This window comes from Ochrobactrum teleogrylli (genome assembly GCF_037482325.1).
In the GTDB taxonomy this organism is placed as follows: Bacteria; Pseudomonadota; Alphaproteobacteria; order Rhizobiales; family Rhizobiaceae; genus Brucella; species Brucella teleogrylli.
In genome coordinates, this window is record NZ_JBBHKQ010000001.1 from 2,788,270 (window position 1) to 2,805,189 (window position 16,920).

Here is a 16,920-nt window from a genome sequence, read left to right on the forward strand (position 1 = left end):
GGTTCGCACGCATAACGGACCGGCGCGCAGGTGGGTAACTTAGGCAGACTATGGCATCGCGAGACGACAGGAACGGACGCATCGACCCCTCTTTCGGCAAAGAAGAGAAGAGGACTGACGAGGACGATTTCCGTGTCGATGAGGAGGAGCGTATGGCGCGCTCGCAGCAACGCAAACGGGCCCCGTCCCGGGATCGCGAACCGCGTGCAGCACGCCGCGGCAAGGCGAAGCCGCGCGGCTTCTTCGGCTTTCTGCGCCGCGCGATCTACTGGTGCTTCGTGCTCGGCCTGTGGGGCGGCATCGGCCTTGCCGGTGTGCTCGTCTATTTTGCAGCCAAGATGCCGCCGACGACGGATTGGGAAATTCCCGACCGTCCACCCAATGTGCGCATTGTCGATGTTAGCGGAAAGCTGATTGCCAATCGCGGCACCACAGGTGGCGAGGCTGTGGGTCTGCATGAAATGTCGGCCTTCATTCCAAAGGCGGTTGTCGCCATTGAAGACCGGCGTTTCTTTTCGCATTTCGGCATCGACCCGATCGGCCTTGCCCGCGCAATTGTGACCAATGTTGTTTCAGGCCGCGCCGTGCAGGGCGGTTCCACTTTGACACAGCAGCTGGCCAAAAACCTGTTCCTGTCACCTGACCGCACGCTGGAACGCAAGGTACAGGAAGTGATGCTCGCCGTATGGCTCGAGCATAAATACACCAAGGAACAGATTCTGGAGATGTATCTGAACCGGGTCTATCTCGGTTCGGGCGCCTATGGCGTCGACGCGGCTTCGCGGCGCTATTTCAACAAGTCGGCCAAGGATGTGAACCTGATGGAAGCCGCCACGCTGGCTGGCCTTCTCAAAGCCCCGTCCCGCCTGTCGCCCGCCCGCGATCCGGAAGCCGCCGCCGCCCGCGCCAAGCTGGTGCTGAGTGCCATGCGCGAAGAAGGCATGATCGACGACAGGCAACTGGCGATCGCCGAAAGCGAACCGCCGACCCGTGCGCCATCCTTCTGGCAGGGTTCGGAAAACTATGTCGCCGACAAGGTCGTGTCGGCATTGCCAGCCCTGATCGGCGAGGCGAAGACCGATATCACGGTGGAAACGACCATCGATCTCGGCCTGCAATCGGCAGGCGAAGAGGCGATCAAGGACCAGATTTCCCAAAGCGGCAAGAAAATGAATGTGAGCCAGGGTGCTCTCGTTTCCATCGACGGCACTGGCGCGGTGCGCGCCATGGTCGGTGGCGTCGATTATGCCGCCAGCCAGTTTGACCGCGTGACCGATGCGCGCCGTCAGCCTGCATCCTCCTTCAAGCCGTTCGTCTATCTTTCGGCGTTGGAACAGGGCCGCACACCGGATTCGGTGCGCAACGATGCGCCGGTGCGCATCGGCAAGTGGACTCCCAGCAACGACAACGGCAAATATATGGGCGAAGTGACGCTGGCGACCGCGCTGTCGCACTCGCTCAACTCGGTTTCCGCCCAGCTTGTGATGGAAGTCGGCCCGCAGACCGTGGTGGATACAGCGCACCGTCTTGGCGTGCAGTCGAAGCTTGAGCCCAACGCCTCGCTGGCGCTTGGCACCTCGGAAGTGACCCTTCTCGAACTGGCCGATGCCTTTGTGCCTTTTGCCAATGGCGGCTATCGCGCGCCGGTCTATTTCATCACCAAGGTGACGGATGCCGATGGCAAGGTGCTTTACCAGAAAGATGACGCCATTGGCCCGCGTGTCATCGACGAGCGCAATGTCGGGATGATGAATGCCATGTTGCGGCGAACCGTCGAGGACGGCACGGCGCGCAAGGCGGCCTTTGGCGGCTGGCCCGCAGCGGGGAAAACCGGCACCAGCCAGAATTTCCGCGACGCATGGTTCGTCGGCTACACATCCAATCTCACCACTGGCGTCTGGTTCGGCAATGACGATGGCAAGGGCATGAAGCGCGTCTTCGGCTCGACCTTGCCCGTTGCCGCCTGGAAAAGCTTTATGCAGGAAGCGCACAAGGGCGTGCCCATCTCCGAACTGCCCGGCCATTACGACATCCAGAATGTCGTACCCGGCGGCAGCGACGGCATGGACCCGAATGCGCCTTACGATCCCAACATGATGCCACAGGGCGGCTATGGCGATCAGCCGATGGCTGGAAATGGCGACGATGGTTACTGGCCGCCAGCGCCGGAAACCACCACGCGCAACGACATCCAGCAGGCTGCACCGGAAGGCGCTTATCCTGTGAATGCGCCGGGCCTGCAGGGCAGCGCATCCGGCGGGTATGACGATACCTACCGCCCGATGCCACCCGGCGAGGTCGGTGGCCAGCCGGTGCAGCAGCCGCAGCGACGGCAGGGTGGCTCCACCACGTTGCTTGACATCATCATGGGCAATTCGCAGTAGAGATTTGCAAGAAATGCGGGAGTGGATGACAGTCCGCTCCCGCAGTCGCGATCAAGTGAAGCACCTTCTGCACGCAATTGCTAATTCCCCTCGAAATCTTGAGCGGCATGGTCTATTCAAGATTTGAGAGCGAGGTTTTCCATGACCCAAATGACCAAAACAGACGCGTCCCCATCTGAAACCCCGAAGGTTGACGAAGAGCGCAAGACACTGGTTCTGACCGGCGCCAGCCGCGGTATCGGCCATGCGACCGTCAAGCGTTTTTCGCGTGCAGGCTGGCGCGTGATTACCTGCTCGCGGCAGGATTTTTCCGATAATTGCCCATGGCCCGCCGGACCGGAAGACCATATCAAGGTCGATCTGGCCGATCAGGAAGACGTCGGCAAGGCGATTGCCGAAATCCGCCGTCGCCTTGAAGCCAATGGCAGCAAGCTGCATGCGCTCGTCAACAATGCAGGCATTTCGCCGAAAGCACAGGGCGGACGCCGCCTGAATTCGATTGAAACGCCGATGGCCGTGTGGCGCGACGTGTTTCAGGTCAATTTCATGGCCCCGATCATGCTGGCGCGTGGCCTGTTCAAGGAACTGGAAGCCGCACAGGGTTCGGTCGTCAATGTGACCTCCATTGCAGGCAGCCGTGTTCACCCCTTTGCAGGCACCGCTTATGCCACGTCGAAAGCAGCGCTTTCCTCGCTGACGCGCGAAATGGCCTCGGATTTCGGCCCCTATGGCATCCGCGTCAACGCTATTGCGCCGGGCGAAATCGACACGGCGATCCTGTCGCCGGGCACAGAAAAGCTGGTGGAACAATTGCCCATGCGCCGCCTTGGCAAAACCTCGGAAGTCGCGGAAACCATCTACTTCCTGTGCACTGAAGCTTCATCCTATGTCACGGGATCGGAAATCCATATCAATGGCGGCCAGCACGTCTAACAAATGCAAAGCGCGGCTGTTGAAAAACACCGCGCTTTTTGTTTAGCTGCCTTCAATCGATTTAAAACCCAATTCAACAGAAACCGAGCCATGATCCTTTGTTGCGGTGAAGCCTTGATCGACATGCTGCCACGCGAAGCCGCGACCGGCGAAACGGCCTTCGTGCCTTTTGCGGGCGGTTCGGTTTTCAACTCGGCCATAGCGCTTGGGCGACTTGGCGTGCCGACCGGTTTCTTCTCCGGCATTTCCTCGGATTTCTTCGGCGAAGTGCTGCGTGACACGCTGGCGCGCTCCAATGTCGATTATTCCTTTGCCGCCATTTCGGATCGCCCGACGACGCTTGCCTTCGTCCGCCTCGTGGACGGTCAGGCGCGCTATGCTTTCTACGACGAGAATACGGCTGGCCGCATGCTTTCCGAAAGCGACATGCCTTTCGTGGATGAAAGCATCGACGCCATGCTGTTTGGCTGCATCAGCCTGATTTCCGAGCCATGCGGCAGCGTCTATGAAGCGCTGATGACCCGTGAATCTAAAAAGCGGGTCATGTTCCTCGATCCCAATATCCGCGCCGGTTTCATCACCGACCGCGAGAAGCATTTGGCGCGCATGAAGCGCATGATCGCGCTGGCCGATATCGTGAAACTGTCCGACGAAGACCTGAATTGGTTCGGCGAACATGGCAGCCATGACGAAATCGCCGCCGAATGGCGGAAGCTCGGTCCAAAGCTGATCGTCATTACCAAGGGCGCCCATGGGGCCGATGCCTATACGGCCCATGCAACGGTGCGTGTGCCGGGCGTCAAAGTTGATGTCGTGGACACGGTTGGCGCGGGCGATACGGTCAATGCGGGCATTCTGGTCAGCCTGCACAATCAGGGCTTGCTCAACAAGGCGGCAATCGCAAATCTGAACGAAGACCAGATTCATTCTGCTATTGCGCTTGGCGTCCGGGCTGCTGCCGTCACCGTTTCCCGCGCGGGCGCAAACCCGCCATGGGCCGCAGAAATGCGCGATTGATTCCGTCATCTACAGATAAGACAGCGCCTTCTAACCTACGCCATTGACCCGACTCAATTCCCGCCTTCTATAGGGAGTGGGTGGGAGAGAATCGAATATGGCGAAGGACAATTCAGTGGACGTCTTGCGCATCGCAGCCTTCTCACAAGGCAATCAGGGCGGCAACCCAGCAGGTGTGCTGATTGCGGACCGCCTCCCCTCTCCAGAGGAAATGCAGAAAATCGCCAAGGAGGTGGGTTTTTCTGAAACGGCTTTCGCCGCGCCGGACGGCGAAAGCTGGCGCGTGCGTTATTTCGCGCCTGAAATGGAAGTGCCGTTCTGCGGCCATGCCACCATTGCGCTCGGTGCAGCGCTGGCCATGCGCATGGGCGACGGACATTTCAACCTGAAGCTCAATAACAGCACCATCAGCGTGGACGGTCGCAAGGAAGGCGAGTTGTTCGCCGCCAGCCTGCAATCGCCGCCGACGCGCAACCGTGCCGCCGCAGAGGTTGAGGTGGAGCAGGCACTCTCGCTGTTCAGCTACGACAAGGACGATCTCGCGCCCGGCATTCCGCCGGCGCTGATCCATGCGGGCGCGGACCATATCCTGTTGCCGCTGCGCTCACGCGAGAAGCTTGCTTCGATGCATTACGATCTGGCGCGTGGCCGCGTAATGATGAAGCGGCAGGGCTGGACGACCATCCTGCTGATCCATTCGGAAACGCCGCAACGCTTCCATAGCCGCAACCCGTTTGCTGCTGGTGGCGTCTATGAAGACCCGGCGACGGGCGCTTCCACGGCGGCCTTTGCCGCCTATCTGCGCGATATCGGCTGGCCGCATGGCGGCGAGATCGAAGTGTTTCAGGGCGAGGACATGGGAAGCCCATCGCATCTTCGCGCCCAGATCGGCACGGAACGCGGCGGATCAATCCGCCTTTCCGGCACAGCACGGCTGATGGAATAGAACCGCAGCTCGTAACGTCAAGAAGCGGCTCGTTAAACTCTAACGAGCTGCTCCACTCTCTCTTCATTGCCGAAGAATTTGAGATAACGCGCCACTTCCTTCGGGTCGCCCGTCGCTTTCTGCGGATTGTCGGAAAGCTTGACCGCCGGATGACCATTGGCATCCGTGACCTTACAGACCAGCGAAATGGCATTCAGCCCTTCGATGCTCTTGGGCGCGCAACCCATGAAATCATTGGTGAGGTTTGTGCCCCAGCCGAAGCTCATGCGCACACGGCCTTCGAAATGGCGATAGGTGTCTTCGATCGTATCGACATCCAGCGCATCGGAGAAAATGAGCAGCTTTTCACGCGGGTCTTTTCCGCGTGATTTCCACCATTCGATGATGCGTTCGCCGCCTTCGACGGGCGGGGCGCTGTCGGGACGAAAACCCGTCCAGTCGGCAACCCAGTCCGGCGCATTGCGCAGGAAGGCCGCGGTGCCGAAAGCGTCCGGCAGAACAATCAGCAGATTGCCGCCATAATAACGGTTCCAGTCCTGCAACACGCGATAGGGCGCGCTGCGCAGTTCCTCGTCGGTCTTGGCGAGTGCGGCCAGCACCATCGGCAATTCATGCGCGTTGGTGCCGAGCGCTTCAAGGTCGGTATCCATCGCCAGAAGCACGTTGCTGGTGCCGGTAAAGGAATCGCCGATGCCCTCCTTCAGCGCCTCCACGCACCAGCGCTGCCACAGGAAGGAATGGCGACGGCGGGTGCCGAAGTCGGAAATCTTCAGATCCGGCAGCAGGCGCAGCCGTTCCACCTTGCTCCACATCTTGGCCTTGGCGCGGGCATAGAGCACATCGAGCGAAAACGGCCCGAGGTTCTTCATCGCCGCGCGCGAACGCAGTTCGTTGATGATGGCAAGCGCCGGAATTTCCCACATCGATGTGTGAGACCACGGCCCGTGGAAATGCAGCTCGTACTGCCCGTCCTTGCGACGAAGCTCATATTCCGGCAGCTGGAAATCATGCAGCCATGCCAGGAATTCCGGCTGGAAAATCTGCTTGCGGCCATAGAAGGTGTTACCCGCCAGCCAGATCATTTCCTTTTTGGAGAAGCGCAGCGTGCGCGCATGATCAAGCTGTGCGCGCAGCTCGCCTTCTTCGATCTCGTCGGCGAGGCGCACAGAGGTCGTGCGATTGATGAGCGAGAAGGTCGCGTCCACCTTGGGGTAGAGGCCCCAGATCATCTGGAGCATCAGAAGCTTGTAGAAATCCGTATCCAGCAGGCTGCGGATAATAGGATCGAGCTTCCAGGCATGGTTATAGACGCGGCGCGCGATATCAGTTCTGGCCATCACGGCCTCCAGCAAACAACAAGTATCCGATGGCACAAGGGCTAATTTTACTTAGCCTGAGTCGTGCAAAAGGCGGGTTTTCACCCGCCTTTTTAATCGGTTCACTTCTGTTTGGGAAGCTCTACCACAATTTCATGTTCGCCATCCGGCTTGATCGGCACGCCTTCGTCCGGTTTGCCGACCTTGCGGCCGTTGAGCTTGATCGCCTTATCCTTCGCGCCAGCGACAACCTTGACCCGGTAGAGCGCCTCGCCGAAGCGAAGCTCGGCTTCATAGCCGTCCCATTCCGGCGGCAATGCCGGATCAAGATGCAGCCTGTCTCCACGCTTTGTCACACCGAGGATGCCCTCGGTTGCCACGCGGTAGAACCAGCCTGCCGAACCCGTATACCAGGTCCAGCCGCCCTGCCCGCGACGCGGCTCGACGGAATAGATGTCGGCTGCGATCACATAAGGTTCAACACGGTAGGTGTCCGGGTTGCGGCCATGATTGACCGGGCTGATCAGCGAGAACAGACGCCAGGCTTCCGCTGTCTTGCCCATGCGGGCCAGCGCCAGAATGGCCCAGGTTGCGCCATGGGTGTACTGACCGCCGTTCTCGCGAACGCCGGGCGGATAGCCCTTGATGTAACCCGGCTCCTGCACGGTCTTGTCGAAAGGCGGCGTGAAGAGGCGAAGCAGTTCGCCCTCCTCATCCAGCAGACGTTTTTGGAGCGAAGCCATCGCCTGTTCGGCGCGCTTTGGATCTGCCACACCGGACAACACGCTCCAGGATTGCGCGATGGCGTCGATCTGGCATTCGTCGCTGTCTTTCGAACCAAGCGGCGCGCCATTGTCGTAGAAGCCACGACGATACCATTCGCCATCCCAGCCGTCGCGGTCGAGCGCCGCCGTCAGGCTGTCCAGATGCGCTTTCCAGATATCAACGCGGACATTGTCCTTGCGCGCTTCGGCAATCGGGATGAACTGGCGCAGCGTATAGGCCAGGAACCAGCCGAGCCACACGCTTTCGCCTTCGCCCTTCACACCGACAAGGTTCATGCCGTCGTTCCAGTCGCCGCCGAGGATCAGCGGCAGACCATGCTTGCCGGTGCGGTCGACCGCAAGGTCGAGCGCCAGCGCGCAATGCTCGTAAAGGCTTGCCGTGTCCTTGGAGATTTCCGGCTCATAGAAGGCATCATGTTCGCCTTCTTCCAGCTTGCGTCCGACGAGGAATGGCAGCTTTTCATCGAGGATCGAGCGGTCGCCCGTGGTCTCGACATAAAGCGAGGTGCCATAGCCGAGCCAGACCACATCGTCCGAAATCAGCGTGCGCACACCGGCACCCGTGGCGGGCAGCCACCAATGCTGGACATCGCCCTCAGGGAACTGGCGCGATGCGGCATTGAGGATCTGCGCGCGGGCGAGCGTCGGATCGACGAGCAGCAGCGACAGCGTGTCCTGCAACTGGTCGCGGAAGCCGAAGGCGCCGCTGGCCTGATAGAAAGCGGCACGCGCCCAGATACGGCAGGCAATCGCCTGATAAGGCAACCAGCCATTGACCAGAAGATCGAAGGCCGGATCAGGCGTCTTCACCTGCACGCGATTGAAGAGCGTTTCCCACTGGTTCTTCGCCGCCTGCAGCTTGTCCTCGAAAGACGCGGTGCGGGTATCGGAAATCAGCTTTTTCGCCTGCACCTGATCGGCGGCATTGCCGAGCAGGAACACCAATTCGCGGCTTTCGCCAGGACCGACGTCGATGTCGAGCGCAAGCGCCGCGCACGGATCACGTCCGGCTTCCACCGTGTTGGAGAGCGCCTTGCCCGCGAGCACCACTTCCGGCCTGTCCACCGAACCTGTGGTGCCAATGAACTCGCTGCGATCAGCCGTCACCGATTGCGGCTTTTCAGTCGCTGCAAAAAAGGCGATCTGGCCCGATTTGTCGGGATGATACGGGTTGCCCGCAAAGAGCGCACCCAGTTCATCATCATGCGACGGCACGATGAACGGCACGTTCTTGGCGCGGGCATTGCCCAGCACCCATTCGACGTAACCATAGGCGCGCAGCTTGCGCTTGGAGCGGCCCTTGTTGGTCACTGTCAGGCGCGACAGGCGCACCGGCTTGTCGGCATCGACAATATGGGTCAGTTCCAGCGCCAGTTCGCCATGCTGTGCGGCGAAAGTGCTGTAGCCATGGCTGTGGCGGGCTTCGTAAGTCACCGCCTCGTCGCGCAGCACATTCGACGTTGGCGCGAAGGTGCGGCCCGTTTCGCGGTCGAGGATATAGATTGCCTCGCCGGGTCGGTTGGTGACCGGATCGTTGGCCCATGGGGTCAACTGATAGTCGCGGCTGTTGCCAGCCCAGGTGAAGGCTGAACCTTCCGCCGAGACATGGAAACCGAAGGACGGATTGGCGATGACATTGATCCACGGATGGGGCGTGTTGGTGAGGCCATTGACCCGAACCACATAGCTGCCATCCTCCGCAAAACCGCCATAACCGTTCCAGAACTGGAGATCGTCGCCCGACGGAGCCGGACGATTGTTGACCTTCGGCTTGACGACCGGACGGCGTTCTTCCGCACCGCCGACGCCACGTTCGATGGCGACAGGCGCAAGTCCGGCAGCACCGAGACCCTGTGCCGCCGCCTGACCATTGGTCGCCGACTTGGCATCGCGGGCGGCGAGATCGACGGTGATTTCCTCACTGCGGCGCAACTGTTCGGCCAGCGAGCCGTTCTGCGCGTGCATGACGATACGGGCCGAAGCCAGGAGCGTGTTGTAGCTTTCGTCGCTCATCTGGTCGCGGCGCACCGCGAAGATATGCGGCTGGCCGCCACCACGGGCGCGGAAACCTTCCACGATCCAGTCGATGGCGCGCTGCGTATCCTGCGCATAGGAGAAGGCGCGTTCGTTGACCGCCACCACATCGACGGTGAGGCCCTTCGAGCGCCAATATTCCTGCGCGCGCAACACGCCGCGCAGCACTTCGAGATCGGCTTCGTTGTCGATCCGCAATGCGAAGATCGGATAATCGCCGGAAATCGACATCGGCCACAGATCGGACTGTTTGCCGAGACCGCTGGCGATGGTTTCCGGCGGCTGGCGCAAGGTCCGCTCGGGATAGAGCAGATAGGCCGCGACCTTCTGGTAATCGGCAGCTTCCGCCGGCTTGATACCAATATGGTAGAGCTGCACCTGCGAGCTGGTCCAGGACAGCGAATATTCGCGGGCAAAGCTTTCCGGATGGCGATGCATCGCCACGGCATGTTCCACCGCATCGCGGCTGCCACCGGCGAAGGTCCAGAAAACGAGGCTCACCTTCTTGTGTGCCGGTACGCGGACACGGGTGCGCACCGATGCAATCGGATCGAGCACGCAGCCCTGGCTGCCGCTAAATTTCGCACCCGGCTCGAAGGCAATCGCATCACGCAGGCTGCGGCCACGACCGATGAAGGCGCGGCGGTCGGTTTCGACCTCGGTTTCACGCACAGCGCCAGTCAGATCGGTGACGAAATGCGCAACATGGATATCCGGGTCGGACGGCGCGCGCTTGCGGCGCTTGGCATAGATGGTCGAACCGTTATCGGCGATTTCGGTTTCGACGAACATCTTGGCAAAGGCCGGATGGGCGGCATCGCTGTCCTTGTCGGTCAGCACCAGTTCCTCATAGGACGTGACTTCGATGATGCGGTCACGCGCCGAGGTGTTGATGATGTCGAGCCTGCGGCCCTCACCGTCATATTCCGACGAGACGATCACTTCCATGACCGTCTTGATATCGCCGGCGGTCTTGTAGAATTCCGCCTTGTCTTCGGTGAAGACGGTCTTGGTTTCTTCTTCCGGGTTGCGCACCGGCTCGCCGGTCGCCGACCACCAATAGCCGCTTTCCATGTCCCGCAGGAACAGGAAGGAACCCTGAAGGTCTTCCGACGCATCGGCGTGGAAACGGGTGATATCCCAATTGTGCCAGCGGCTGTAGCCGGAACCATTGGCCGTGACCATCAGCGCATATTGGCCGTTCGACATCATATGCGTGGTGCGCGGCGCCTTGAACGGCTTGTCGATGATGCGCATCGGTGCATCGTCGAAACCGCCCGAATCCACGCGCATCGGATTTTCTGTCTTGGCGTAAATCATCGGGATTTCGCGCGGCGCCTTTTCCTGCAACAGGAGTTCGGCGGCTTCGATCACCGGATCGGAGTGGAAACGCTCGCGCATGCGGCCTTCGAAGATCACATTGTTGACCGCGATGATCGCCATACCATGATGGTGGGCATAATAGTTCTTTACGACCGCGCAGGTTTCGCCTTCGCGAACACGCGACGGGGTGAAGTCCACGGAATCGTGGAAGCCATAGCGGCCCAGCGCGCCAAGCTTGGCCAGACGCTTGAGGTTGGCGACGGCAGCCGCTGGCTGATATTGCGACGCAAGCAGGCTCGCATAAGGCGCGATGACCGCATTGCGCGACAGGCCGCGCTGCAAGCCCAGATTAGGCACGCCGAAGTTGGAATACTGGTAGTTCATATGCGCATCGCGCGCGTTGAACGCCGCTTCGGAAATACCCCATGGCAGACCGCGCGAGGTCGCATAGTCGATCTGACGTTGCACCACGAGTTTGTTGGTCTGGTCGAGCAACGAACCGAGCGGCTCGGACATGACCAGCGGCGGCATCAGATATTCGAACATCGAGCCGGACCAGGAGAGCAGAGCGCCCTTCCAGCCCACCGGCACCAGTAGACGGCCCAGCTTGAACCAATGCTCGACCGGCACGTCGCCCTTGGCGATGGCGAAGAGGCTCGCCAGACGGGCTTCGGAAGCCAGAAGATCGTAGCAGCTTTCGTCCAGTTCGTTTTCCTGCACGCGGAAACCGATCGACAGAAGGCGACGTTCCTTCCGCTCAAGGAAGCCGAACTGCATATCGAAGGCCAGCTGACGCGAACGGGTTGCGAGATCGCGCAGGCGCTCGCGCAGCGCGTCGGTGTCGCGTTCGCCCATGGCGTCATCGGTGTGCGCCTGGCAGGTATCGACCAGAATACGCGCCCATTCCTTGGCCTCGGCGCTGGCGGGCGTCTCGATCTCGCTGTCGAGTTCTTCCATCAGACGCACGATATCATTGGCGAAAAGCGACAGGTTGATCGTGCGGAAGGATGCCGTTTCCGGCTCTTCCTTGATGGTGCGCACGGCGCGGCGGAAATTGGCGATACGCTCTTCCAGACGGCGGCGCAGCGGACGCAGGATGCGGCGGTCGTCCGGGATATTCGCGATGGTTTCCTCAAGGATGTCGTTGACATCGAGGATACCGTCGAGGTCGCCCTGCACATAGACGGATGGCGCTTCGGCCCATTCTTCGAGCGCCGAAGACAATGTCACCAGATGGCCGGCGAGATTGCCGCTATCCACCGCCGAAACATAAAGCGGGCGCATCGGCGTCAGCGTGTTGGTCTCATACCAGTTGTAGAGATGGCCCTGATACTTCTCCATCTTCTCCAGCGTATTGACGGTCGCCTCGACACGCTCCACCGTTTCGTCGAAGCCAATCCAGCCGAAATCGCGGGCTGCGACAATCGACAGAAGATAGACGCCGATATTGGTCGGAGAGGTGCGCTGCGCCAGCACCGGCAGCGGGTCTTCCTGGAAGTTATCCGGCGGCAGATGATGGTTTTCATCATTCGCGAATTCGGCGAAATAACGCCAAGTCCGGCGCGCATAACGGCGCAGATCAGACTTGTCGGATGACAGAACTTCGAGCGTGTCCTGCGGCTTGGCCGAACGGCTGACCAGCCATGCGATCAGCGGCGAGACGAACCAGATCACCGCAAAGGGAGCGGCGATAAGCGCGGCGTGGCTTTCGGCTGCGAGAGGCACGAACATCGCCAGACCAGCAATGGCCATGGCTGGCCACATGAGCTGGAAATAGAACAGCAGCGTGTCCGGTGAGGTCTTGGCCTGCGCCGCTGTGCGCCATTCCAGAAGGTTGCGGCGCGAAACGAACAGACGATAGACCGTGCGCGCAATGGCATCGGCCATCAGGAAGGCCGAATGCGCGATGAAGGTGGTGCGCAGCGCCACATCCGCTGTGCCCAGTGCAATATCGGTCAGCACCGATTGCGCATGTCCCTTCAGCGAATAATCCATATTCACCGGGATCAGATTGGTGACGATGCCGAAAGTCGGCGCGACGAACATGCTGACGATCAGGAAGCCCTGCCAGACGGCAGCAACGCCAAGCGGCAGCACGCTCCAGCCGATTACGGCGGCAAGCAACCACAGGATCGGGTTCAGCGAACGGCGCAGATTGTCCACCATCTTCCAACGCGTCGTGGCGCTGACGCCGCGATTGGTGGAAAACAGCCATGGCAGAAGCTGCCAGTCGCCACGCGCCCAGCGATGGTGGCGCGACACATCGACATTATAGCCGGTCGGATAATCTTCCACGACTTCAACATCGCTGACGAGTGCAGCGCGGGCATAGCCGCCTTCGAGAAGGTCGTGGCTGAGAAGCGTGTTTTCCGGCACGCGATCCTTCAGCGCCGCCTCAAAGGCGTCGATGTCGTAAAGACCCTTACCGGTAAACGTGCCCTCGCCGAGCAGATCCTGATAGGTGTCGGAAACCGCGAAGACATAAGGGTCTATGCCACGATTGACCGAGAAGACGCGTTGCAGGAACGATGCCTCGTCGCCCGTCGTCAGCGACGGCGTCACGCGCGGCTGCAAAATGCCATAACCGCGAACAACCTTGCCGGTCTTTTCATCGATGACCGGACGGTTCAGCGGATGGCTGAGCTTGCCAGCGAGATTGGTGACGGATTCCGGCGTCAGACGCGTATCGGCGTCCAGCGTCATCACATATTTGATTTCCTTCGGCAGACGCTCATCCGGCGGGAAGAAGCTCGTATCCTGATCGCCGCGCAGAAGCAGGTTCAGCTCGTGCAGCTTGCCGCGCTTGCGCTCCCAACCCATCCAGCAATTCTGCTTGTCGTTGAACAGGCGACGGCGATGCATGAGGAAGAAGCGCGGCTGGTCGCCGCCCGTATAATGCTCGTTGAGCTTGGCGATTTCCTCACGCGCATAGTCATAGATTTCCATGTCCGCAGGCTTGATTTCCTGCTTCGCATCCACCCAGTCGCTGACCAGCGCGAAATAGATCTCGCCGCGCGGATTGGTGAGATAATGGACTTCCAGATTGCGGATCTGCTCGTCGATGGAATCACGCGAGGTGATGAAGGTCGGCACCGCGACAAGCGTGCGCGCTTCTTCAGGCAAGCCTTCCTTATATTCGAAACCGATCAGGCGCGTCGGCTGTACGAACCACGGCACCAGCGCATTGAACAGCGAATAGGAGGCATCCATCGCCGGGAAGATCGCCAGAAGCGTGAACAGTGTGCGCAGATCAGCCGAAAGCCCGGCGCGGCTCATGCAGTAATTGACGAGCGCCAAAATGAGGATCGTGAAGATCGCCGTCGGAATGAATAGTCCCAGAAGTCCAAGCCCGCGATAAAAGCGCAGCGCCTTGACGCCGAACGGCGCCTTGTAGCCACAGACTTTCTCAAGAGCGCTGCGACCGTCGCCCGACAGATAATAGGCGATGGAGCCCTTGCCTTCGGCTTCCGGATGACCGGCCTGCTCGGCACGCTGGCCTTCCTCGGCAAGCTTGAGCGCTGCCCAGGTGATATCGATTTCGCTCATATCCGAATAGCGGGCGAGCTTTTCAATCGTCACGCGATAGGCATTGCGCGAGCGGAAATCCAAGAGTTCGAAATCGCTGTGGTCGCGCAGGATCGCATCGACCTCGTTGACCGTTTCGAACCAGGTTTCCCAATCCACGTCGTCGATGGATTTCAGGCTGCGAATGACGTTGCCCATCGTCACGCCGCCAGTGGACTGGCGTGCATGTTCCTCGACGATGGCGTCTTCCGGGTTGCTGCCTTCCTGTTCCAGAATCCGTTCGAGCCAGCTTGCGGCAGCCGTCGTGTCGGTGGAGGCGGAACGCAGACGATAGAGAAGATGCGTGGCGAAAGTGCTGTCGCGGGCGGCCTGCGCATATTGCGCCAGAACCGCATCGAGTTCCGCGCCGTCGGCAGCGACCACGATGCGGTCGGCCGCCGTATTGGCGAGATTGCGCATCAGGCGCGCACGATCGACACGCAGAGCCAGACGGCGCGCATTTTCGATCAGGAAATAGCGCACGGCAGAGGGCAGCGCCCACAATTCACCGATCTTCAGCGGCTCGACTTCCTGAAAGCCCTTTACGATGGCCGTCAGGGTTTTGAGCGAGAAATTGCTGTCCGTATGGGCGACATAAAGCCAGGCCAGCGCGAAAATGCGCGGCATGCCTTCGACAGCCTTGTAAGGCGGCAACTGGCGAATGAATCGGCGCGGCAGATCGCGGCGTGCCTGCTGGACATTCTTGTCGATCTGATAATGGTTATCGAGCAACCATTGCGCGGCAGGCGTAATCGTCTCACCGGCACGCGACGCGGCGTCGGACGCGCGATAGGCATGCAGGATCAGCTTGCCGTTTTCGGACAGGCGCTGATCGAACGGAAACGCCAGATAGCCCGGCAGCGGAATGTCTTCCCCGCGGGCAACGGTGCTCGCCAGAACGCGCAGCTCATCTTCCGTCTTGTAAAGCGCGCGGATCGGCGATGGCTGTTCCGGCGGAATCTGATCAGAACCGCCCTGCCCAGTGGATTTCGGCTCCATCGGACTATTCGTTTTGGGCGGCTTTGACGATTTATTCTCGGTTGAGGTTGAATGGGAGTGCGACGAAGACGATTCCGGCATCTGCCTTAACAGCCTTTCCGAAGGGATGAGTTATCTGCGGCGGTGGATACTAAATTCATTTCAATTCAATGTAGGGAAACGACAGTATCCGTAATCGGTTCCCTGCATGTCGCCCGCATTTGGCCAAAATGCGACGGCGGATTGTGCTGATATTCAAACCGTTTAAATCGCAACGCACAATTCTTTCCCGGTAGTAATGTTGCGTTATGGATCAACTCGTTGAATACAACCCTAACATATTGAATTTATAAAAAATACCACCCTGGGTACGGTCGCAGCCATTTTAACGCGCGCCGCCATTCTCGTCCAGAACGGCAAAAAAAGCGGCCTCCGCGCGAGAATCATCGTGCGGAGGCCGCTTTTAGTCTGCTTAGCCAGTCAAAAACCGCGATTCAGGCACCAATCTTCGCCGAAGTTTCACTCGAAGCCTTTTCCGGTCCGCCTGCCGGAAACAGCTTCCAGTAGCGCGGACGAAACGCGATGCGGCTTTTCTCCGCAGCCGGGTGTTCGGCAGGAATTTCGATTTCGATGCGCTCACGCGCGCCGCCCACTTCAAGCTCCACACGCCGCTTACCGCCAGAGCGGCGGCTTGCCACCACCGTGCCTGCGATACAGCCACCGCAACCGTCGAGCAGTTCCACATCATGCGGGCGGAAATAGAGCTGCGCCTCGCCCTCTGCCGCGCCCTCGGCGGTGAGGCCGATATTGCGATCCGTCAGCCAGACTTCGCCATTCTCGACCCGGACTGGAAGCGTGCTGGACTCGCCGATAAATCCATAGACGAAAGGCGAGTTCGGATTGTCATAGATTTCATCGGGCGTGCCGAGTTGTTCGATCCGTCCCTGGCTCATGACCACCACGCGGTCGGCCAGTTCGAGCGCTTCATCCTGATCATGCGTGACGAAAACGGTCGTATGGCCGGTCTTGTCGTGAATTTCACGCAGCCAGCGGCGCAATTCCTTGCGCACAAGCGCATCGAGCGCGCCAAAAGGCTCATCGAGCAGCAGAACCTTCGGCTCGATGGCCATGGCGCGGGCAAGCGCGACGCGCTGGCGCTGACCACCGGAAAGCTGGGCGGGATAACGCTTTTCCAGCCCCTGCAACTGCACCAGATCGAGCAATTCCAGCGCACGGCGACGGATTTCGCTGGTGGCAGGACGGGTCGAACCGGGGCGCACTTTCAGGCCAAAACCGATATTGTCCGCGACCGTCATATGCCGGAACAGTGCATAATGCTGAAACACAAAACCAACATTGCGCTCCTGCACGCTCTTCTGCGAGGCGTCTTCCTCACCGAAGAAAATCGTGCCTTCCGTCGGTGTTTCCAGCCCGGCGATCAGACGCAGCAGCGTCGTCTTGCCCGAACCGGACGGGCCGAGCAGCGCGATCAGTTCGCCAGACCGGATATCCAGCGACACATTATGCAAAGCCGGAAAACGGGCAAACTCCTTACGCACGTCGGCAACACGAACTTCCATTCCCTATCCTTCCCCTGCCGCTTCGCGGCCATTTATCCTTGAAGCCGAGCCCGGTTTCAA

General features: G+C 60.0%; 7 protein-coding genes. 4 read left to right on the top strand and 3 right to left on the bottom strand.

Going from position 1 to position 16,920, the window contains the following annotated elements:
* Positions 1-50 precede the first annotated feature (50 nt).
* The 4 genes from WIX40_RS13070 to WIX40_RS13085 all read left to right on the top strand — a co-directional run bounded on the left by WIX40_RS13070 (position 51) and on the right by WIX40_RS13085 (position 5,280).
* Positions 51-2,384, top strand: a complete 2,334-nt coding sequence (locus WIX40_RS13070; RefSeq protein WP_339440121.1) for a transglycosylase domain-containing protein — start codon at positions 51-53, stop codon at positions 2,382-2,384.
* Positions 2,385-2,525: 141 nt separating this feature from the next.
* Positions 2,526-3,317, top strand: coding sequence for an SDR family NAD(P)-dependent oxidoreductase (locus tag WIX40_RS13075; protein WP_109368148.1), 792 nt, complete (start codon positions 2,526-2,528; stop codon positions 3,315-3,317).
* A gap of 90 nt (positions 3,318-3,407) precedes the next feature.
* Entirely contained in the window at positions 3,408-4,334 is a 927-nt protein-coding gene (locus WIX40_RS13080; RefSeq protein WP_339440124.1) for a carbohydrate kinase family protein, read from the top strand.
* Between the two features lie 115 nt (positions 4,335-4,449).
* Positions 4,450-5,280 carry a PhzF family protein gene (locus tag WIX40_RS13085; RefSeq protein WP_109370143.1) on the top strand — a complete coding sequence of 277 codons (831 nt, stop codon included), beginning with the start codon at positions 4,450-4,452 and terminating at the stop codon, positions 5,278-5,280.
* 32 nt (positions 5,281-5,312) lie between these two features.
* On the opposite strand, the gene pncB is transcribed toward WIX40_RS13085, so the two are convergent.
* The 3 genes from pncB to WIX40_RS13100 form a co-directional block, all read right to left on the bottom strand.
* Positions 5,313-6,617 (bottom strand): nicotinate phosphoribosyltransferase, encoded by a 1,305-nt coding sequence (pncB, locus tag WIX40_RS13090; RefSeq protein WP_121537068.1) that lies wholly within the window; start codon positions 6,615-6,617, stop codon positions 5,313-5,315.
* A 101-nt stretch (positions 6,618-6,718) separates the two neighbouring features.
* On the bottom strand, positions 6,719-15,301 hold the full coding sequence (locus WIX40_RS13095; RefSeq protein WP_371834132.1) for a glycoside hydrolase family 94 protein: 8,583 nt from the start codon (positions 15,299-15,301) through the stop codon (positions 6,719-6,721).
* Positions 15,302-15,774: 473 nt separating this feature from the next.
* Positions 15,775-16,860, bottom strand: a complete 1,086-nt coding sequence (locus WIX40_RS13100) for a sulfate/molybdate ABC transporter ATP-binding protein (RefSeq protein ID WP_171316850.1) — start codon at positions 16,858-16,860, stop codon at positions 15,775-15,777.
* Positions 16,861-16,920: the final 60 nt, after the last annotated feature.